Origin of the sequence: Rhodococcus sp. NPDC059969 (genome assembly GCF_042738325.1) — a bacterium.
Lineage (GTDB): Bacteria > Actinomycetota > Actinomycetes > Mycobacteriales > Mycobacteriaceae > Rhodococcus_F.
This window is the reverse complement of sequence record NZ_JBHWUF010000002.1, coordinates 322,681-343,049: the sequence shown is the minus strand read 5'-3', so window position 1 is coordinate 343,049 and position 20,369 is coordinate 322,681. Positions and strand designations below refer to the sequence as shown.

General features: G+C 62.1%; 20 protein-coding genes. 7 read left to right on the top strand and 13 right to left on the bottom strand.

The genetic code is table 11. The annotated features are described in order from the left end of the window. Nucleotides 1-14 precede the first annotated feature (14 nt). On the top strand, nucleotides 15-785 hold the full coding sequence (locus ACFWAD_RS10555) for an SDR family NAD(P)-dependent oxidoreductase (protein WP_378543423.1): 771 nt from the start codon (nucleotides 15-17) through the stop codon (nucleotides 783-785). Nucleotides 786-807: 22 nt separating this feature from the next. On the opposite strand, the gene ACFWAD_RS10550 is transcribed toward ACFWAD_RS10555, so the two are convergent. Genes ACFWAD_RS10550 through ACFWAD_RS10535 form a run of 4 tightly spaced genes read right to left on the bottom strand, consistent with a single transcriptional unit; the run spans nucleotide 808 to nucleotide 4,371 of the window. After that, on the bottom strand, nucleotides 808-2,286 hold the full coding sequence (locus ACFWAD_RS10550; protein ID WP_378543420.1) for an FGGY-family carbohydrate kinase: 1,479 nt from the start codon (nucleotides 2,284-2,286) through the stop codon (nucleotides 808-810). A gap of 40 nt (nucleotides 2,287-2,326) precedes the next feature. Continuing rightward, nucleotides 2,327-3,724: a xylulokinase gene (gene xylB / locus ACFWAD_RS10545; protein WP_378543417.1), complete on the bottom strand. Its 1,398-nt coding sequence runs from the start codon at nucleotides 3,722-3,724 to the stop codon at nucleotides 2,327-2,329. A 25-nt stretch (nucleotides 3,725-3,749) separates the two neighbouring features. Next, complete coding sequence (locus ACFWAD_RS10540; RefSeq protein WP_230814392.1) at nucleotides 3,750-4,067, bottom strand: WhiB family transcriptional regulator; 318 nt, start codon at nucleotides 4,065-4,067, stop codon at nucleotides 3,750-3,752. A gap of 52 nt (nucleotides 4,068-4,119) precedes the next feature. Beyond that, entirely contained in the window at nucleotides 4,120-4,371 is a 252-nt protein-coding gene (locus tag ACFWAD_RS10535) for a DUF3263 domain-containing protein (RefSeq protein ID WP_378543414.1), read from the bottom strand. Between the two features lie 194 nt (nucleotides 4,372-4,565). Here ACFWAD_RS10535 and ACFWAD_RS10530 point away from each other — a divergent pair, with 194 nt between their 5' ends. Beyond that, complete coding sequence (locus tag ACFWAD_RS10530) at nucleotides 4,566-5,753, top strand: ROK family protein (protein ID WP_378543411.1); 1,188 nt, start codon at nucleotides 4,566-4,568, stop codon at nucleotides 5,751-5,753. A gap of 266 nt (nucleotides 5,754-6,019) precedes the next feature. Further along, complete coding sequence (locus tag ACFWAD_RS10525) at nucleotides 6,020-7,321, top strand: MFS transporter (RefSeq protein WP_378532501.1); 1,302 nt, start codon at nucleotides 6,020-6,022, stop codon at nucleotides 7,319-7,321. A 46-nt stretch (nucleotides 7,322-7,367) separates the two neighbouring features. Here the strand turns inward: ACFWAD_RS10525 and ACFWAD_RS10520 are convergent, their stop codons facing one another. The 9 genes from ACFWAD_RS10520 to ACFWAD_RS10480 all read right to left on the bottom strand — a co-directional run bounded on the left by ACFWAD_RS10520 (nucleotide 7,368) and on the right by ACFWAD_RS10480 (nucleotide 16,222). Then, nucleotides 7,368-8,168: a crotonase/enoyl-CoA hydratase family protein gene (locus ACFWAD_RS10520; RefSeq protein WP_378543407.1), complete on the bottom strand. Its 801-nt coding sequence runs from the start codon at nucleotides 8,166-8,168 to the stop codon at nucleotides 7,368-7,370. 65 nt (nucleotides 8,169-8,233) lie between these two features. Then, nucleotides 8,234-9,214, bottom strand: coding sequence for an LLM class F420-dependent oxidoreductase (locus ACFWAD_RS10515; RefSeq protein ID WP_378543404.1), 981 nt, complete (start codon nucleotides 9,212-9,214; stop codon nucleotides 8,234-8,236). A 34-nt stretch (nucleotides 9,215-9,248) separates the two neighbouring features. After that, nucleotides 9,249-9,650 (bottom strand): nuclear transport factor 2 family protein, encoded by a 402-nt coding sequence (locus ACFWAD_RS10510; RefSeq protein WP_378543401.1) that lies wholly within the window; start codon nucleotides 9,648-9,650, stop codon nucleotides 9,249-9,251. After that, nucleotides 9,647-11,368, bottom strand: coding sequence for a class I adenylate-forming enzyme family protein (locus ACFWAD_RS10505; protein ID WP_378543398.1), 1,722 nt, complete (start codon nucleotides 11,366-11,368; stop codon nucleotides 9,647-9,649). The genes ACFWAD_RS10510 and ACFWAD_RS10505 overlap by 4 nt, the downstream gene beginning before the upstream one ends. 13 nt (nucleotides 11,369-11,381) lie before the next feature. Next, the gene (locus tag ACFWAD_RS10500; RefSeq protein WP_378543395.1) at nucleotides 11,382-12,665 is read right to left on the bottom strand and encodes an ABC transporter substrate-binding protein; all 1,284 of its coding nucleotides are present in this window, start codon (nucleotides 12,663-12,665) and stop codon (nucleotides 11,382-11,384) included. 58 nt (nucleotides 12,666-12,723) lie between these two features. Next, complete coding sequence (locus ACFWAD_RS10495; protein WP_378543392.1) at nucleotides 12,724-13,812, bottom strand: branched-chain amino acid ABC transporter permease; 1,089 nt, start codon at nucleotides 13,810-13,812, stop codon at nucleotides 12,724-12,726. Then, nucleotides 13,809-14,705 carry a branched-chain amino acid ABC transporter permease gene (locus ACFWAD_RS10490; RefSeq protein ID WP_378543389.1) on the bottom strand — a complete coding sequence of 299 codons (897 nt, stop codon included), beginning with the start codon at nucleotides 14,703-14,705 and terminating at the stop codon, nucleotides 13,809-13,811. The genes ACFWAD_RS10495 and ACFWAD_RS10490 overlap by 4 nt, the downstream gene beginning before the upstream one ends. Nucleotides 14,706-14,708: 3 nt before the next feature. After that, nucleotides 14,709-15,422, bottom strand: a complete 714-nt coding sequence (locus tag ACFWAD_RS10485; protein WP_378446353.1) for an ABC transporter ATP-binding protein — start codon at nucleotides 15,420-15,422, stop codon at nucleotides 14,709-14,711. Next, on the bottom strand, nucleotides 15,419-16,222 hold the full coding sequence (locus tag ACFWAD_RS10480; protein ID WP_378532487.1) for an ABC transporter ATP-binding protein: 804 nt from the start codon (nucleotides 16,220-16,222) through the stop codon (nucleotides 15,419-15,421). The genes ACFWAD_RS10485 and ACFWAD_RS10480 overlap by 4 nt, the downstream gene beginning before the upstream one ends. 112 nt (nucleotides 16,223-16,334) lie before the next feature. Between ACFWAD_RS10480 and ACFWAD_RS10475 the strand changes: the two genes are divergently transcribed. From ACFWAD_RS10475 to ACFWAD_RS10460, 4 genes are read left to right on the top strand one after another with little or no spacing between them, the layout of a single operon-like run. Beyond that, a complete protein-coding gene (locus ACFWAD_RS10475) occupies nucleotides 16,335-16,922 on the top strand; it encodes a nuclear transport factor 2 family protein (protein ID WP_378543387.1) in 588 nt (195 codons plus the stop codon). Then, entirely contained in the window at nucleotides 16,919-17,689 is a 771-nt protein-coding gene (locus tag ACFWAD_RS10470) for an SDR family oxidoreductase (RefSeq protein ID WP_378543384.1), read from the top strand. The genes ACFWAD_RS10475 and ACFWAD_RS10470 overlap by 4 nt, the downstream gene beginning before the upstream one ends. Beyond that, nucleotides 17,686-18,741 (top strand): dihydrodipicolinate reductase, encoded by a 1,056-nt coding sequence (locus tag ACFWAD_RS10465; protein ID WP_378543381.1) that lies wholly within the window; start codon nucleotides 17,686-17,688, stop codon nucleotides 18,739-18,741. Before ACFWAD_RS10470 ends, ACFWAD_RS10465 begins: the two co-directional genes overlap by 4 nt. Next, nucleotides 18,738-20,366: a long-chain-fatty-acid--CoA ligase gene (locus ACFWAD_RS10460; RefSeq protein ID WP_378543378.1), complete on the top strand. Its 1,629-nt coding sequence runs from the start codon at nucleotides 18,738-18,740 to the stop codon at nucleotides 20,364-20,366. The genes ACFWAD_RS10465 and ACFWAD_RS10460 overlap by 4 nt, the downstream gene beginning before the upstream one ends. Nucleotides 20,367-20,369 lie beyond the last annotated feature (3 nt).

The following is a 20,369-nucleotide window of genomic DNA, read 5'->3' as shown; positions in this document are numbered from 1 at the left end:
CGAAAGGCTTTGCCATGCCTACTGCGTCAACGCGTCCGCTCGACGGAAAACGCGCTCTTGTCACTGGAGCCTCGAAAGGCATCGGCACGCAAATCGCACACGCCTTCGCCCAAGCCGGTGCGGACGTAATCGTCTCCGGTCGTAGCCGTTCCGAACTCACAACGCTGGCCGACAGACTCCGCGACAGTTGTGGCGTGCGCGCCGAGATTCTCGTTGCAGACCTCGCATCCCCCGACGCACCGACCCAGGTCGCACAAGAGTCTCTCGCGGTATTCGGCGGACTGGATGTGCTGGTCAACAACGCTGGAATCTCGTATCCCGAATTTGTCACCGACATAACCGAACCCAACTTCGACGTGGTTCTGAACGTCAACCTCCGTGCCCCGGCCTTGCTCGCCGCGAAGATCGGCTCGGCCATGGCCGATGCGGGCGGCGGAGCCATCGTGACGGTTGCTTCAGCAGCAGCCTTGCGCGCGTTGCCCGAGCACTATTCGTACTGCATCGCAAAGGCAGGTTTGGTGATGGCCACCAAAGTGCTTGCCTTGGAGTTGGGTAACCGCGGCGTCCGGGCGAACTCGGTCTGCCCGACGGTTGTACTCACCGAGATGGGACAGACGGTATGGGGTGAGCACGACAAGGCCGCACCTATGTTGAATCGTATCCCGAGTGGCCGCTTTGCCGTACCGGACGAGGTGTCCGAGGCCGTCGTCTGGCTGGCGTCGGACGCCGCCGCCATGGTGAACGGAACCGATCTTCCCATCGACGGCGGTTACCTCGTGAGCTGAACGGCCGCAGCCATCAGGCCGTTCAGCCGAATTCGGCGAGGGCGTGGATTTGTTCCTTCGTCGACGGATACAGCGTCAACCACGTTTGATACAAATCCTCGTACATCGCGCTGTTGGCTGCATTCGGCACTACCTCGTGCGAAAGCGTCGTCCAATCAGTATCCGGCGCAACAAGTCCGGTTCCGATCGCAGCCAACAACGCGTCGCCGTAGCTGGCGCCGATGGTCTGAGCGGGAACCAACTGTGTGTGTCCCGTGATGTCGCTGATCGCCTGCGTCCAGACCCGACTCTTGACCCCACCTCCCACCGCGATCGTGCGTCGGACGGGTTCATCTGTGTCACCGAACATCTCGAGTATCTGACGGATTCCGAAGGCTATGCCCTCATAGGCTGCTCGAAACAGATGACCCCGGCCATGGCGCAACGAGAGTCCTGCGACCACGCCTCTGGCTTTGGGGTCGAACACTGGGGTACGTTCGCCGGCAAAGTACGGCAGGATCAACAGCCCTTCGGCGCCTGCCGGTACTGCCTCAGCTTCGGCGAGCAACTGTTCGAATGGTGCATCACCGGTGAGCTTTTGAAGCCAGCCGGTCAAGCTTCCGGCGGTGGATGTGCCGGCCGCAAGTGCCAAAGTATTCTTCTGAACGCCTGCGGTTGTCCACAATGCCGGGTTGCTGTGAAACTTGTCGAGCACCTGCACAAGGAACATCGTCGACCCGTACATGAGCATGAGATCCCCGGGATGACGTGCACCCACACTGAACCCCTCGGAAAAGGCGTCGACGGTACCCGCGACAACAGGAGTTCCGACCGGTAGTCCGGTCTGCTCAGCCGCATCACCGTGCACAAGTCCGACAACATCACTCGGCCACACCAAACGTGGGCATTCCAGATGTCCCAGAATGCGATCGAGCCACTCGGATTTCCAGCTGAAGTCTCGAACCGAATAGAGCGGATCGCACTGACTGGCCGTGTGATGATCTTGAATGTACTCGCCGGTCAGCTTTGCGGCGATGTACGAATTCGAGCCGTACCACCGCGTCGCCGCGGCAAAAACATCCGGTTCGTGGATGCGCACCCATTCGATCTTCGGTCCGACGGCCTGACTCGACAGGAGTTTGCCACCACAATCGAGTATTGCCTCCTCGCTGAACAATTCGGTCAGCGAGGCCACCTCCGCTGACGCTCGACTGTCGATTCCGTAGAGGATAGCCGGACGAACAGGACGAAGTTCACTGTCGCACAACACCAATGCCGGGCCGACACCACTGACACATACGCCGGCCACCTTGGCATTCGTGGGAACTTGCGCCACAAGACGTTTCGAGATCGCACACACCTCGGACCACCACATCTTCTCGGCGTCCACCTCGGCCCACCCTGGCCGGGGCATCGAGATCTGGTGATCGATCTGCTCGGTTGCCAGGACCACACCGTCAGGGGTCACCAGAACCCCTTTGCTGCTGCCCGTCCCCATGTCTATCCCTACCAACAAGTCCACGGAGTCACCCTAACCGAGCGAACGGTGTCAGGCTCTGTGGTTACACGCCTTCGGTGAGTTCGCGCAGCGACGCGTAACGCTCACGCACGTGGGGAGCTGGCTCGGCGTCGAATCGCCGCTCTTCCGGTTTCGGCCACACCGGCGGCTGCACGTCTTTGGACAGAGCCCATGCTGCTTGCCGGCAGGCTCCCTCGGCGACGTACTCACCCGGAGCAGGGATCACGACCGGCACCCCGAGAATTGCCGGCGCTATCTCACAGAGTGCACGAGACTTCGCTCCGCCTCCCACAAGGAGAACTCGCTTCACCTCGACACCCTGACGAACCAGATCGTCGACGCCATCGGCCAAGCCGCACAGGAGACCTTCGACGGCGGCTCGTGCAAAGTGCGCAGGCGTCGAGTTCTGCATACGGAAACCGTGCATGGCTCCCGTGGCGTCGGGCCGGTTGGGCGTCCGCTCACCCTCGAAGTACGGGATCATGACCAACCCGTCGTTTCCGAGGGGCGCGGTCAGCGCCAACCTGGACAGTTCGGCGTGATCGACGCCGAGAATGGATGCCGTCGCATCAAGAATGCGAGCGCCGTTGAGAGTGCATACCAGCGGCAGGTGCAGTCCGGTCGCGTCCGCGAATCCTGCCACGTTTCCACTGGGATCGTGTGTGGGCGTGACTGATACAGCGGACACTACGCCGGAAGTTCCGATCGAGATGATCACGTCACCGGGGACTGCACCCAAACCAAGTGCGGCTGCGGCATTGTCACCCGTGCCCGGTCCGATGATTCCCCCGGAGTGAGTGCTTCCGATCTTCTCGTTCGGCGCTGCAACTCGGGGAACCTGTGGGGTTCGATCGCGAAATGCCAACGCCAACAGATCGGTACGGTATTCGCGCGTCGAGGCAGCGTAATAGCCGGTTCCACTGGCGTCGCCCGCGTCGGTGGCAAGTTCCTTCAACGACCCTGACCCGCCCAATTTCCAGGACAGCCAGTCGTGCGGAAGACACACCGCGGCAGTGCGATCGGCGTTGGCCGGCTCGTGATCTGCCAGCCATCGAAGCTTGCTTGCCGTGACTGCAGCGACCGGAACGACTCCGACGGCGTCGGCCCATTCGTTCGATCCGCCGAGTTCTTCTACCAGATCGGACGCAGCCTTGGCCGAACGAGTGTCGTTCCACAGCAGCGCCGGCCTGACGACCTCGCCGCCGTTGTCCAGACACACCATGCCGTGCTGTTGAGCTCCGACGGAAACGGCTACAACGTCGTCCAGCCCACCCGCCGCGGCAATTGCACTGTCCATCGCCTCGAGCCAGCGTGCCGGATCTATCTCGGTACCGACTGGATGAGCCGCTCGTCCTTCTCGTACCAGTTCGCCTGAATCGGCGTCACGGACAATGACTTTGCACGACTGAGTAGACGAATCGATACCGGCAACGAGCGTCACGCTGGAGTCCTTTCCGAAGGGACCTTCAGCTCGCGTTGGCGACCGCGGGCATCCGGTTGCTGCGCTTACGCAGCGATCGCACATATTCTGCGCGCTCGGTCTCCGTCATTCCACCCCAGATGCCGTACGGCTCGTGGACGGACAGTGCATGTTCGCGGCACTGCTGGAGTACAGGGCACGTCCCGCAGACCTTCTTGGCGTTGCGTTCACGGTTCTCGCGAGCATGTCCACGCTCGCCGTCCGGGTGGAAGTACACGGCGGAGTCGTGCCCACGGCACGCTCCCTGCAACTGCCAATCCCACACTTCGGCGGTCGGGTACGGCATCGGAAGGTGCTTGTGCATGATGGCGACCTCAATTCCTTACTCGGGTGAAACGGATTCGGGTGACTCGGAGCTACGCTGCGGACTTACCGGCGCCCGGCCGATTCGTCGATCGGCCGAGTCGATGCGCACAGACCGAAGCGAGTTCGCCGGCGACGGGCGGAGTCAGCGCTGCGACGCCGTCGTCGAGAATCGCCTGCAGCCTGCGGAAATACTCGTCCGGGGCGAGGCCGAAAGTTACGAAGATCTCTTCGTCGGGTCCACCGTCGAACTGCTGCCACTTACGTGCGAACTCGACGATCTCTTGTGTATCGGTGCGGCTCATCAGGTTCTCCCCTGTTTGTGCGCCCTGCTTCACAGAAACTGCGACTCGTCTCCTCGGACGCCCGTGGCAGTGAGTCAAGACACACACTATGCCTACTTCTGCTTTTGCACAAGACCTACTTAAGTCTTTTTGTGAACAAAGTAGGGCAACTTTCGCACGCTGAAGTTGCCGACAAGGAATGCTTGAATAGGACAATGACCCGACCGTCCACAACTCCGGCTACCGCAGGAGAGGTATTCACGCTGATACGCAGCGGTTCAGCGACCACTCGCAGCGAGATCGGGAAGCTCACCGGCCTGTCCAGGACAGCAGTATCGGCCAGGGTTGCGGCACTTCAATCGCTTGGATTGATCGCCGATGACGACGAGGGACCGTCGACGGGCGGACGGCCGCCGTCCACTCTCACGTTCGCAAAGGCGTCCGGCGTGGTTCTCGTCGTGGCGATCGGTCGATCGCGGGCACAACTTGCCGTCACCGACCTGGCGGGCACGATCCTCGCAGCGGAAGACATCGACAAGTCGGTCGGAGTCGGCCCGGACGAACTGATGCCCGAAATTGCCGAGCATCTCTCGTCACTCCTGGCCCGGGTCCAGCGCAAGTCCACCGAAGTCATCGGAGTCGGACTGAGCATTCCCGGAACCGTCGACGTCGCTGCAGGAGCCAGCCTCGATTCCCCGATGATGGCGGGATGGGACGGAGTTGCTCTTGCCCCCTACCTGGCATCGGTGACGACGGCACCGCTGTTCGCCGACAACGATGCCAACGTGATGGCTCTGGCCGAATTGAGCGAACGACGCGAGAGCGCGCCCAACCTCCTGATGATCAAGGCATCGACCGGCCTGGGCGCGGGAATCGTCCTGGGTGGAGTCCTCCAACGCGGTTCACTCGGAGCATCCGGCGAGATCGGGCACACGAAAACCGCTGCGGCGCGGGGCATGAAATGTCGGTGCGGCGACGTCGGCTGCGTCGAAACCGTCGCCAGCGGTTGGGCTCTCGTGCACGCCCTTCGAGATCAAGGTCGGAGCGTCGGGCATGTGCGTGACGTTGTCCGCCTCGCCCTGGACGGTGACAGCGAAGCCCGCCGGCTCATCAGAAGCAGCGGTCGACTGATCGGCGACGTCATTTCGGGCGCGGTCAACCTCCTCAATCCCGAGGTCCTGATCATCGGCGGCGACATGGCCGAGGCCGACGAACTCTTCCTCGCCGGGCTTCGAGAGTCCGTGTACGGCAATGCAACGGCGCTTGCCACCCGAAAGCTGCAGATCGCATCGGTCAGCCACGGCGCACAGTCCGGCATTCTCGGCTGCGCGGTTCTTGTCCTCGACCACCTACTCAGCGCTCGGGAAATCGACCTGCGCATTGCCGCGTCGCCCCAAAACTGAGCGCCCGATTTCTCGCACACTCCGCACCGGATAGTCAGACCTTTCCGACATCTCTTGTGCTGACGCTCACACTTCTGCATAATTCATTACCTACCGATCATTCGGTTGCCGATATCGACAATGGGATCGCGCAGGAACGCTCCGAATCAGCCAAAAGCATGCATCGAGCACACCGGCAACGTCGCAGATCGAACAGTATTTCTCCCCTGTTCCGACTTCGCAGTTCACCTCCTCGGTGGAACACGTGAATGGCAGAAAGTAGCTCGATGACCACAACCAGAACTGGCACCAAACCCGCCGCGAAGGAGTACGACCGCGCCGCGATGGCGTCGATGGTCGGCACCACCGTCGAGTGGTACGACTTCTTCATCTACGCCCAAGCCGCAGCGCTGATCTTTGCCGACCTGTTCTTCAAGCCGATGGGCTCGGCAGGCCAGATCGTCTCCTACGTCACGGTCGGCATCAGCTTCGTCTTCCGTCCACTCGGCGCCATCGTCGCCGGCTATCTCGGTGATCGACTCGGCCGAAAGCGCGTGCTGGTGGCAACTCTGGCAATGATGGGCGCCGCGACGGTCCTGATCGGCGTGCTGCCGACGTATGCCTCCATCGGAATCTGGGCGCCGATCCTGCTGATACTTCTCCGAATCGTGCAGGGATTCTCGACGGGCGGCGAATGGGGCGGGGCCGCTCTACTTGCCGTCGAACACGCACCCACCAAACGCCGAGGATTCTTCGGAGCATTCGTCCAGATGGGTGTACCGCTCGGAATGTTGCTCGCCACCGGTGTTTTGGCACTGTGCACGTTCACCCTCACGGAAGAACAGTTCACCACCTGGGGATGGCGAGTGCCGTTCCTGCTCAGCGTCGTGTTGATCGGCGTCGGCTTCTACATCCGAAGCCGGGTCAGCGAGTCACCCGTATTCGCCGAACTCAAGGAACGCCGCTCCGAGAGCAATACGCCTATCCGCACGCTGTTCAAGAAGCACCCGAAGCAGGTCGTACTCGCAGCCCTGTCCTTCATCGGCACAAACGGCAACGGCTACATGGTGATCGGTGGATTCATCGTCGCGTACGCAACCAAGACGTACGGTCTGGGTAAGACGGAACTACTGATTGCCACGCTCGCCAGTGCCGTCACATGGGGTGTGTTCACCATGATCGGCGCCTACTGGTCGGACCGACGCGGCCGCACCACGGTAATGAACGTGGGCAACCTCGCGATGGTCCTGTTCGCGGTGCCGTTCTTCCTCCTCATCGACACCGGAAATCTCGGCTGGATCTATGTGGCGATGATTCTCTTCTCGGTTGGACTCGGGCTTTCGTACGGACCCCAACCGGCGTTGTTCGCCGAGCTGTTCCCGGCCTCGATCCGCTACAGCGGCGCGTCGATCTCCTACGCCGTCGGAACCATCTTCGGCGGCGCCTTCGCACCCACCGTCGCGCAGTGGCTCCTCGGCAAGACCGGTGGCACTCTGGCCATCTCGATCTACCTCGCTTTGCTGGCAGCGGTGTCATTCGTCGCCACGACGCTCATCAAAGACCGATCGGGACGAGATTTGATGCTGTGATCGACCTCGACGTGGACGCCGCACGGCGCCGCGATGCCGGAGTTCGTCAGCCGAACTTTCGAATGGCGAACTCCGGCAACTTCTTCACACCGTTCGCGGTGCGCACGATCTTGTGATTTTTACCCCTCATCAAAGCCAGTTGGATCCGTGATTCGATCCAAAATGCCCAGCGAGGCGATCGGTTCCAGGTCCTGTGCAACAACGTCTTCGTTGCTGCGACGGCGTCCGGCGAGCGAGTCATGATCTGCGACAGCAGTTCCTGCGCCGGCTTGATCGGGTTGTCGCTGACTCCGCTCACGAAACCCCACTCGAGAGCTTGAGTTCCATCGAACAGTTCCGCCGTCATGGCGAGGCGTTTCACGACATCTATTGCCGCGAGTTCGCGCGTCGTGACCGTCCCGGTCATGTCTGGAATCAATCCCCACTTCGCCTCCATTACCGAGAACGTGCAATCGGGGGTGGCGAATCGAAAGTCTGCGGCGAGCGCCAATTGCAGTCCCCCGCCGAAACATTGGCCGTGAACGATCGCGATGACCGGTACGGGCAATTCGCGCCATACCCAGCACGCGCGTTGAAACAAGTTGGTCTTCTGACCTGGAAACTTCGCAAAGGCCCTTGCCATCCGCCTCGGTTGCTTGCCGGCAGAAGCAAAATCCAATCCGGCAGAGAATGCGTCACCCGCGCCTTGCAGAACTACGCCCCGAATCGAACGATCGCTCTCGATCGTTCGAGCGGCATTCACCAGCGCGTCGAGCATGTCCAGATCGAGACCGTTGAGTTTCTCCGGCCGGTTCAACGTCACGTACGCCACCGACTGCACTATCTCGACACGAACACGATCACTCACGGCAACTCCTCCGATTCGACATATCCCCGACGAACTTACCTGAGAGTAAGTTCGTCGAGGATTCGTCATGCCATCTCGGCGAGAAGTTCCATGGTCACTTGCCCGGCCGGGTCCGAATCAGTGGATGACGGCACGGCCACAACGGTGTCCACGCCCGCCGCTCGGTACGCCTCGAGTTGCGCGCGAGCGTCGGCCGCTGTTCCCACTATTCCCACCGTCGCCACCATGGCGTCGGAGACCTGACTCAAGAGCACTCGCGGCGCGGCCCCGGCCCTCGCTGCCTCGATCACGTCCGCGAAGCCGGCACGGACGAACATGTCCGAGTACCCGGGGGCAGCGAGATACGGCACAAGCCCACGTCTGAGTTGATCGATCGACACCTGCGACGGTCCATGCTCGGCGACAGCAGCCGGTGCCCACACCGACACGACGGGCATGCCCGTTTTCAACTCGGCCGCGATCTCCTTGCATCGCGCGATCAGACGACCGGCCTGCTCCGCGCTCACCAGATTGAGCACCAGTTCGTCACCCAACTCCACGGCGGCCCGAAGCGCCTTGTCTCCGAATGCCGCAACGATCAACCGGCCGCCCGGCGGCTGAAGTCGCAGTCGGTATCCACTGGTGCGCACCACAGTGCCGGCGACTTCGCCGCGCTCGCCGTTCATCAGCGCTCGCACACCGCGGGCGGACTCCGCGAGCGCACGCGCTGCCCCGGATCTACTTCGCCCATGCCATTTTTCGACCACGACAGTGCTGGACGTTCCCAACGCGATCGACACGTGACGCCCGGTCAAGTCCGCTACCGACGCCGCCCCGATCGCGATCATCGCCGGATCACGAACCGTCACTGCCAGCGGACCGACCACCAACTCGGAGTGCTCGAAGCCGGTGCCAACCGACGTAGCCAGCGCAAATGCGTCGTACGTCGCCATCTCTCCCACCCACACTCGGCCGAACCCCAGTTTGTCGGCAAGACGCGCAGTGGCGGTCACCTCGCGCGGCGGACGGTCCTGCCACAAACCCAGGGAGATGTCGACAGTCGGCAATCTTCTCTTCGAAGTCCCGCTACTCGAAATCCCGCTACTCGAAATCGTCGACAAGACCCATTCCCTTCAACAGTGTCGGGCGGTCGTAGTATTCGAGCCACTCGGTGATCCGTCCTTCTGCCATGGTGAGGATTCCGACAACAGGCACGACGCCGTAGGTACCGTCGAAGTGGAAGTCGTCGACTCTCTGCACGAATACCCTGCCGCCGATCACGCCGAGAGACTCGATCTTCAGGGTGATCCTTTCACACTTGCTTGCCAGCAATGCAATTCGGCCCGCGACGGCCTCTTTGCCGACAAGCGGTTCCTGCATCACGCTGTGGAGCACACCGTCCTCGGCAAACAGGTCGACGACGCGTGTCCAATCCATGACGTCCCAGGCCTGGAACATCTCACGCGCCAGCGCAAGTTTTTCACTGTCGTTCATCACACTCATGCCACACTCTTCTGTCGAAGTTCACGCTTGAGGATCTTTCCGGTCGAATTGCGCGGCAACTCTTTCCGAATCTCCAGCCGTTCGGGAAGCTTGTACGACGCGATGCGCTTGTCCTTCAGGAACGCGACCAGAGCGTCCAGTTCGAGTTCCGTCTCGGGCCGCAGCGTGACCACTGCCGCCACACGCTCACCGAGCACTTCGTCGGGGTCGCCGATGACGGCCACATCCGCAACTGCCGGGTGCTCGGCGATCAATCCCTCCAGTTCGGCTGGGGCGATGTTCATTCCGCCGCGGATCACGAGATCCTTGCCTCGATCCAGGTAGCGGAGGAACTGCCCCTGATCACCGGCGATCTCGAAGATATCTCCGGTGCAGAGGAATCCGCGTTCGTCGAACGGCGACGGTCGATCGCCGAGGTAGCCGGCGAAGACAGTCGGTCCACTGATTCGCAACTCACCCGGGTGCCCCACTTCGGTGATGTCCTCGCCGGTGACCACGTCGACCAAGCGCACGTCCATCCAGTCCGAGATCCTGGTGCTCCAACGGAAGTTTTCGACACCGAAGCGGGGGAAGTATCGTGCGCGGTCGTCCGGATCCGGCATGTCCGCAGGCGAGGAGAGCAGACTGATGCCTTCGTTTGATCCGAAAAAGTTGATGACTCCGATTCCGTATCGCTCCTGCCATCCCCGCACCATCGGAGGTTGTAGTGGCACCGAACCCGAACCGATCCGAGTCAAGCTCGACAGGTCGACCGCCGCGAGCATCGACTCGTCGGCGAGCAGCATCCACAACAGCGCAGGCGGCGCTACCGTGTACGTCACTCGCTCGGCCTCGATCTGCCCGAGGAACACTCGAAGGTCGAACGGGTGGTGCTGTACCAGTACACATCCCGTGCGGAGCCACGGCAGGAACATTCCGTTGATTCCGGCCATGTTGACCATCGGGAACGGGTTCAACAAGACGTCGCCGACGACGATGTCGGGAGCGTCGATCGTGGCCCAGCAGATGGCCAGCCACTCGTAGTGCGAACGTGGGACCCCCTTCGGTTCGCTTTCGGTCCCGGAGGTCCAACAGATCGTCATCGCATCGTTGGGGTCGTTGGGATCTTCGGTGTTTCGTTCCACCAGTTCACTGCGCTGTGCTTCGGTGGCAGCCCGAGGACTCAGTCCCACGACGCCGGCGGGAAGCTGAGCCGCAAGCTCGGACGCGGGAGCGTAGGCGAACACCGATCTCAGAGAAGGAATCCGGGATCTGATTGCAGCGATCTCCGTAGCGGGGAGTCTGTCACCGAAACTGGGTACGGTGACAAATGCTGCAAACGCCGCCTGGTTTGCCATTCCTTCCACTTCACGTTCGCGGTACTGCATCGGCAAGGGTGAGACCACGATCCCCAGCGACCACGCTGCAAGATAAACCTCGACCAGTTCGACGGTGTTCGGCATCTGCACGCCCAGAACATCTCCCCGGCCCAAACCCACCTCGGAGAAGCGGGCAGCGAGCGCGATGACTTCGCTCTCCAGTTGATTCCAGCTGAGGCGTCGTGGATCTCCGCCGGACAACTCGCTCCGGTTCGCCGGATCAACTACCGCGAGTTCGTCGCCGCGGGCCCGCACCTGCGCCCGGAACACCTGATCGATCGTCTCGTCGGACCACCACCCCTTCGAGGTGTATTCGTCCACCTTGCCACGAGGATGCAATCCCCTGTGTGTCTTGTTCATGCGCGCACTCGCTTCAGTTCTCGTAACGGCCGGAAATGTCGATCACGTCGCCCTGCTTCTCGAACGCCTGGGTAGCGGCATTCCACTCGAACGGCTGGAATGCCAGGATTCCCAGCGCATGATCGGCGGTCATGGTGAACTTGATTCCGTCGATGAACATCGGCGGGTGGTAGTCCTGCGTACGCGCGGCACTCATGATGGTGGCGCGAGAGAGTCCGTCTGAAGACTCAGCCGCCCGAGTGAAGTTGTCCACCAACAGGTCACCGATGGCCCAGCCGTTCACGGTGTAGCTGTTGGTCGGGGAATCGGCACCGTGAGCAGCTGCACCCGCTAGGTAGTCACGTACCGCCGCGTCGTCCTTGTAGAGAGCGTTATTGGGATCCTTGAGCCACACCATCACCTGCTGCCCGTCTGCAGCATCACCGGCGGGCGCGTACAGCGTCGCACCGTCGACGCAGTTCGACGGCTGAATCACGGTGTCGGGCTTCCATCCGACACGTCCGATCGCCTGAGTGATCGCGAGGCAGTCAGTGGTGACACCAGCTACCACCAACACCTCGGCGCCACTGGCCTTGAGGGTGGATGCCGCCGTCTTGGGGTCGGTCAACGCCTCCTCGGCAGCGATCTCGAAGTTGGTTCCTTCGATCGCCGACTTGAAGCCGTTGGCGATTCCCTGTCCAGACTCGGTCTGGTTCGTAGCCAATGCGACCTTGGCGCCGTCCGGATACTTCTTCTTCAGGCTCTCGACGACTACTTCCATCTCGATGCCCGGATCCGGGAGATACTCCGTTGTCCACGGGAAGTCTTCGATGACCCGGAACTCCGGCATCCCTGCCTGCGCAAACAGCAGTGGCACACAGGCAGTGGTCTGATCGTCCGCGATGGCGTTCAACTGGCCGGCTCCGAACGTGCCCAGAACGTCGACCTTGTCCTTCTGAATGAACTCTCCGACATTGGCTTTGGCCCGTTCCGGAGAGAAGGCATCGTCCTTGACCACCACGTCGAGTTTGACACCGCCGACACCTCCGGCCGCGTTCGCCACCTCGAACCGTGCTCGCATTCCTTCGATCACGTTGCCGACGGCGTCGGCGAGCGGGCCGGACGTCGGCCCACTCCATCCCACCGTCAGTTTGTCGGTGATCGGCGCTGCGGCACCGCTGGGATCGCTGCAGTCGTCGACCGAGACTGCACCGGCTGATGTCGACGTGTTGCTCTCTGCATCGGAGCTACCTCCGCAGGCCGTAAGGAGTAGTGCCGCAGCGGCGATGACTGCGGGAATCGTGGTCTGCCTTTTCATGTCGTCCAGTTCCTTGCTGTGAGTTGAGAGAAACGAGAGTGGGCGAGGGAGATGTTGTTCAGGTGCGAGGCTCGCCTTCGCGATACTTGGGATGATCTGCGGGAACCACGAGGATGAATCGTCGTAGGACGCTGTTGATCCGGCCGACGATTCCGTCCGGCATCAAGAACACGATCGCGATCAGCACCGCGCCGAACACCACTCCCGACACCGGGCCGTCGGTGACGCTTCCGGTGTAGTACGGCAGGAACACCACTGCCGTTGCTCCCACGATCGGGCCGAATTGGGTTGCGATTCCGCCCAATACCAGCCCGGTGATGAATTCGATCGACTTCATCAGCGAGAAGGATTCCGGCGAGAGCGCGCCGATGTACATCGTGAACAGCGAACCTCCCAGGCCGGTGATCGCGCCGGAAAGCCCGAAAGCGAGAATCTTGACCCGCGCGACGTTGATGCCGTTTGCGCTCGCCGCAATCTCGTTGTCGCGCACCGCGACCATAGCCAGACCGAATCGACTCTTGACGAGATTGCGAATCAGGAGCATGACAATTGCCAGCGTCACGACCGACACCCAGAAGATCCACAGATATGTGTCCGCGCGAGTCAAACCAGTCCATTTCGGCGGGACCAGCAGATTTGCACGAACCACCATTCCGGCAGCACCACCGGTCAGATCGCCGGTCTTGCGGATCACTTCGGGAAACGCCACAGCGACAGCGAGTGTCACGAGAGCCAGATACAGCCCCTTGATCCGCAACGACGGAAGACCGACGAGAAGCCCTAGTACAAAACATAATACGACTGCCATCGGGATCGTGGTCAACGGCGAGTATCCGCGATCGACGATCAGCACGCCGGTCGTGTACGCGCCGAGGCCGAAGAAGGCAGAATGGCCGATCGACAGCAGTCCCGTGTATCCGCTGACGATATTCAGTCCCGCAATGGCAATCGCGATGATGAAGACGCTCGTGAACTGCCCTACGCGAAACGGCGCACTTTGTGAAGCGAGAAGCAAAGCACAGACGGCTGCCACCAACAGACCCATCTGGAGTAACCGGTACGACGTCGATCCGACGACCACCACACGCGGCTGCCTGACCGCCTTTTCGGCGACGGCGGGTTCATTTCTCTCGGCAAGCGTCGTCATACTCGCTCCAGTTTCTTGGTACCGAACAGTCCATTGGGTCTGACGAAGAGGATCACCACGATGATCAGCAGAGCAGATGTCTGCTGAAGCGAACCGCCGATGGCCGAAATGTAGCCGCTGAGCATCGATTCGAGGACACCGATCGTCAACCCACCGACCACGGCACCGACAAGACTGTCGAGTCCTCCGAACAGTGCGGCCGCAGATGCTGCGATGAAGATCGGAAACATGGTCGTGAGACCGAGTTGTTGCGGCGAGAGCGGAGTGACCAGGACACCGGCCAGTGCGCCGATCGCTGCCGCAACACCCCAACCGATTGCGAGTATCCGGCTGGTCGGAACTCCAGCGAGGGTTGCCGATTCGGCGTTGTCCGCGACAGCGCGCATGTGCAGACCAACCCTGGTCTTGCGAAAGAGCAAGGACATCAACACAAGTAGGACAACCAGCGCCACGAGTACACCCAGCGCGTCGCCGTACACACGCGCACCGCCCACCGAGATGTAATCGGTCGGACCGTTGGGGAACGGACTCGGCATGATCTTCGTATCGCTCCCCCACAGCATTCCGGCCAACGAGTTGAGCCCGGTGAACAATCCCAGTGCCACGATCAGCACGGCCATGTCGCTTCTCCGCTGAACCGGCCGGATCAGCAGGCGCTCCATCAATGCACCGAGCAGGAAGCCGAGAGCGAGAGCCACTCCGATCGCGCCCCAGATCGGCCAGGACATCGTCGTGAGCCACCACGCCACGAAGGTCGTGAACAGGGCCAACTCGCCCTGAGCGAAGTTGATCGTGCCGGTGGCGCGGAACACCACGACCAGTGCGAGGGCGAGAATTGCGTAGATGGACCCATTGGTCAATCCGGAGATGAGTCGTTCGAGAAAGAGTGTCACCGTTTACTCCTGGTACCCGAGGTAAGCGCTGCGCACGACGTCGTCGGAACGAAATTCCTCGGGCGTTCCGGCAGCGACGATGGTGCCCACGTCGAGCAGGAAGACCTTCGACGCGAGTTTCATTGCGAGGTCGGCATTCTGTTCCACGATCAGCAGTGCAGTTCCGTCGCTGCGGTTGATCGCACCGAGCGTGTCGAACAATTCGGCGATGACGATGGGTGCCAGCCCCAGGCTGGGTTCGTCGCACAGAAGCAGTGTGGGACGGCTCATCAATGCGCGTGCGACCGCGAGCATCTGCTGTTCGCCGCCCGAGAGTGAGCCCGCCAATTGCGTCGAGCGACGACCGAGTACCGGAAACGTCTCGCACCACCGCTCGATGTCGGCTGCGATCTCCGCCTTGTCCTTACGCAACGCAGCGCCGACGAGCAGGTTGTCGCGGACGGACAGTTGACCGAGAGTTCCGCGGCCTTGCGGGACGAGGCTCACGCCGGCAGCCACGGCGCGTTCCGGTTTGGACCCCAACGGCGAACCGTTGAAGGTGATCGTTCCCTGATGCGGAATCAACCCGGCCAGCGCACGCATCATGGTGGTCTTTCCGGCGCCGTTCGCACCGAGAACAACAGCGACCCCACCAGGCTCCACGTCGAGCGAAACCCCGTGCAGTACATTGCCGCGCCCGTAGCCGGCATGCAGATCGTCGACCTTCAACAGCGTCATGCGGCACGTCCCAGGTACGCGTTGATCACGGCGTCATCCTGCTGGATCTGCGCCGGAGTGCCCTCGGCAATCTTGTGACCGAAGTTCAGGGCGACAACGTGATCGGAGATCCCGAGCACCAATCCCATGTGGTGTTCGACCAGAAGCGCACCGAAGCCGAAATCGTCGCGGAGGGAGACGATCAGTTCTCCCAGTTCCTTGACTTCACTGTGCGTGAGCCCACCGGCAGGTTCGTCCAGCAGGAGTAGCGACGGCTCGGACATCAATGCTCGCGCCAGTTCGACGCGCTTGAGTGTTCCGAACGGAAGGCCTGCCGCAGGTGCGTTCGCGACGTCGACGAGTTCGAGGCGTTCGAGCAGATACCAGGCCTTCTCTCGCAGTTCTCGGACTCGAGCGCGCGCTGGAGGCCAGCCGAGAAGCCCGCTCGCCAGTCCGAAGCGACCCCGAGACGACCCGCCGACCATGGTGTTGTCGAAGACGCTCATGCCGCTGAACAGTGCGAGATTCTGGAAGGTTCGAGCGATCCCGGCCGAGGCGAGCGCATAGGGGCGCAGCCCGAGTAGATCGGTTCCCTGCCAGGTGATGACGCCCCGGCTCGGCTCGTAAATCCTTGTGATGCAGTTGAACAGCGTGGTCTTACCAGCGCCGTTGGGTCCGATGAGCCCGCAGATCTGTCCGGCGCGGACGTCGAAGCCGACGTCGTCGAGAGCGGTGACACCGCCGAATTCGATCGATACGCCGGAAAGCGTGAGTACGACCGGGTCATTCGCGGGTTGTGCGGGTGGTGTGGTTCCAAGCATTGGTTCACCTCCTCGTGACACTTCAATTAACAGTGTGATAAAGATTACTACAGTAAGCAGAGGCACTCCGTCAACGTGCGGCTCCGCTCCGGGGCCGAGAAGGGACATCATCGTGAGGTCCAACGACATTCGCGCAGTCGATACCGGCGGGGGCCCGGGCACTCGGGAGTACAGCCCGATCGAAGCCCTCGTCGCCAAGCAGGAAATCTACGAAGTTCTGGCGCGTTTCCTCCGAGCCGCAGATCGCGGCGACGTCGAGGACGCCCGGCAGTGCTACCTACCCGGCGCAACCGAAGACCACGGCGGGGTCTTCACCGGCACTGCCGACGGGTACGTCGACCACATCGCCGGGGCCATAACGCACCCGCGGTCGCTGACGACCCACGCCCTGACCAACGTCTTGATCGAACTCGACGGGGACACCGCACGGGTCGAGTCCTACGTGCTCGCATTCGCACGAATCAAGCACTCGGACGGCATAGCCGACACACTCACCTCGGCGCGCTTGATCGACCGCTTCGGCTTCGAGGACGGCAGGTGGGGAATCCGCCACCGCGCACTGCGGTGGGACTGGAACCACGACATGGCCACTACCGAAGGCTGGATCTTCGGGATGCTCGCACCCGAATCGTCATTGAAGAAGAGCAAGAAATTTCCCGACGACCTCATCTACACCCGGCAGACACAGGAGAACTCATGACAACCTTTCGCGGAACTCCGGTCGAGGGTGCGACCGTCCTCGTCACCGGCGCCAATCGAGGCCTCGGGTTGGCCTTCGTCCAGCAGGCGAAGTTGATGGGCGCAGCCAAAATCTATGCGGGGGTGAGAAATCCCGACGAGGCACCGGCCGAGCTGCGAGCCACGGGAGTGCACATCGTCGAACTCGACGTGACCGATCCAGGACTCGTCGACGCAGCGGCCAGTGCGTGCGGTGACACCACGGTCGTCGTCAACAACGCCGGACTGTTCACCGGGAATCGGTTGATCGAGGCCGACGACCGAGAGGCCGCTCGCGCCGAGATGGAGGTCAACTACTTCGGACCTCTGACGATGATCCGAGCCTTCGCGCCAGTGCTCGCCGCCCGTGGCGGAGGATCGATAGTCAACGTCCTGTCCGTGGCCGCAATCGCTCCGACCGCTTTCATGGGTGGCTATTCACCGGCCAAGGCGGCTGCTCTGTCTCTCGGCGGAATCGCTCGCGCCGAACTCGAACCGCACGGCATCACCGTCACGTCGTTGATCGTCGGCAGCGTCGACACCCGTATGGCGTCACATGTGCAGGGCCACAAGGAAAACCCCCTCGACATCGCGGCAACCGGACTCGCCGCCATGCAACGCGGCGAGTGGACGTGCGACACCGATTTCATGGCAATCGACGCACGTGCGCGCCTGGCCCGCGACCCGATTCGGTACGAACGCGGACTGGGCAAGCTCCTCTTCGCCGGCGAACTGACCACCCGATCATGAGCGATCCGATTCGTGTTGCCCAGTGGGCGACCGGCGCCATCGGCAAGACGGCGCTGCGCGGAATCATCGATCGTCCCGACCTCGAGTTGGTCGGCCTGTACGTCTACAGCGACGCCAAGGCAGGTCGAGACGCCGGTGACATCGCCAGACGCGCACCGACGGGTGTGATCGCTACACGTGACGTGGACGAGATCATCCGCTCGCGCCCACAGGTTCTCATCCACAGTCCGCGGTTGCAGATTCCGTACGAACGCCACGACGACGATCTGTGCCGTCTGCTTCGAGCCGGGATCAACGTGATCACGACGGCCGGGCAGCACTTCCCCCGCGCACACGGCACCGAGCGCGAGCACATGTTCGCCCAAGCATGCAAGGAAGGCGATTCGACGCTCTACGGGGTTGGTGTGAGCCCAGGTGTCATCGGCGAGCGATTGGCGTTGGCTCTGACGGGAACATCGATCGAACTCGACCGAATCACGATCGACGAGGTGCTCGACGCTCGCGGCATGCCCGACCCCGACTTCGCGTTCACCGTCATGGGAATGGGCTCGCCCCCGGAGGAACTGGACGGAACCGGGCCGTTGCCCTCGCTGTACGCGTCGCTGTACCTCGAGACCATCGCGTTCATGTGCGAGCGCCTGGGCGTCACCTACGACGAGGTCGTCTCTGATCACAAGGCGCTTCCCGCGCGTACGGATCTCGACGTCGCTGCCGGACGCATTGCGGCCGGAACCGTCGGAACCACCGAATGGCGCTGGCACGCAATGGTCGACGGAAAGCAGTTCCTCACCCTCGCCATCATCTGGACCATGGAACCTGATCGCGAGGAATACGCGGGACGGGACCAATGGGAAGTCCACCTTTTCGGTAAACCCGAGATCGTGATGACCGTCAATCTGGTCGAACCGCGAGATCCGAACAGTCGCACAACAGCCGGTCAGTTCATCACCGCAGGCCCGGCACTACGCGCCGTCGAGCATGTACTCGCCGCTCCCGCCGGCATTTTCGAACCCCCTGTCTTTGCCCCCTTCAGATTGGAGCATTCAGCATGACAACTCAGCCGACGGCCGTAGATTCGACTGCCACCCGTGAACCCGCCGCCCGTGAACCTTCCGTGAACGCGCTCCTGCCCGACGGACGTCCGGTACAGAATCTGGAAGACCTACTCCGCAGCCGGGCTATTGCGAGCCCGGACAGCACCGCCGTCATCTCCGATGACGGTCGAACCAGCTTTCGCGAGCTGGACGTCGAAGCCAACCGAGTGGCGAACGCACTTCTGCGCGATGGTGTTCGACCCGGCGACCGGGTGGCGTACATCGGCGCCAACGCACCGTCCTTCCTCTCCGCCTTGTACGGATCTTCGAAGATGGGCTCGATTCTGACGGCCGTCAACAATCGGCTGGCACCGGGTGAGGTCGACTACATCCTGAGCAACAGCGAGCCGACCGTCGTCGTCCTCGGAGCAGGCGATGAGGGCCTCTCCGACGTCGCGGCGGCGGTCGGTAGCGTCCGAACCGTCGTCACAGTCGACGGCGCCGGAAACTCGGTCTCGTGGAACGACTGGCTGTCCGGTGTCGGGGACGAAGATCCAGGGTCGTCGCGCCGTCCCGACGACACAGCGCTGATTTTCTACTCGTCGGGAACCACCGGTCACCCCAAGGGAATCGAGCTCACTGGCGCCAACCTCGGCCGAGCCCTCGCCACCATGTATCACCTGCTCGATCTCGACACCGACTCCGTGGCTATGTGCCCGGTTCCGTTCTTTCACGTCGCGGGGCTCGGTCTTGCCCTCGTCACGACGCTCGGCGGTGGCGCTCTACTTCTCGAGACCATCGCCGGGCCTCTCGAACTCGTCGCGCTGATGCAGGAGTACAAGGTCACGCATGCGGTCGCCGTTCCCGCGGTGATCAGCGTCCTGACCTCCCTTCCTGCTGTGCGCGAGGCAGATTGGAGTGCCCTGCAGTTCCTGGTCTACGGAGCCGCGCCGATGCCACTGCCCCTGTTGCAAGATGCGACCAAGGTATTCGGATGTAGTTTCCTGCAGGCATACGGACTCACCGAGTCAACCGGCGGCGTCACCATGCTCACGCCCGAAGACCATCGGGCGACCGACGAGTCGACCGCGCATAGGTTGAAGTCCGTCGGGCAGCCGATGTTCGGCGTACCCATCCGCATCGTCGATCCCGTGACGCTCGAGGACGTCCCGGTCGGTAGCCGCGGCGAGGTCGTCATCGGCGGCGCTCACGTCATGAAACGCTACTGGCGCAACGAGGCAGCGACGGCGGCCACCATGTTGGACGGAGACTGGCTCCGAACTGGAGACGGAGGATCGTTCGACGAGGACGGTTACCTCTACCTCCACGACCGTCTCAAGGACATGATCGTCTCCGGCGGTGAGAACGTCTATCCCGCCGAGGTGGAGAGCGTTCTCTCGGGGCACCCTGGAATCCGGGAAGTCGCAGTGGTCGGCGTTCACTCCGATCGATGGGGTGAGACTCCCATTGCGGTGGTCGTTCGAGCCGGCGATTCTGCTGCCACCGAAGCTGAGATCATCGAGTGGTCACGCGAGCGGCTGGCTCACTTCAAGTGCCCCAGTGCAGTTCGGTTCGTCGAGGAGCTGCCACGCAACGCAAGTGGAAAGCTTCTCAAGACTCGCTTGCGGCAGGACTTCGCCTGAGTC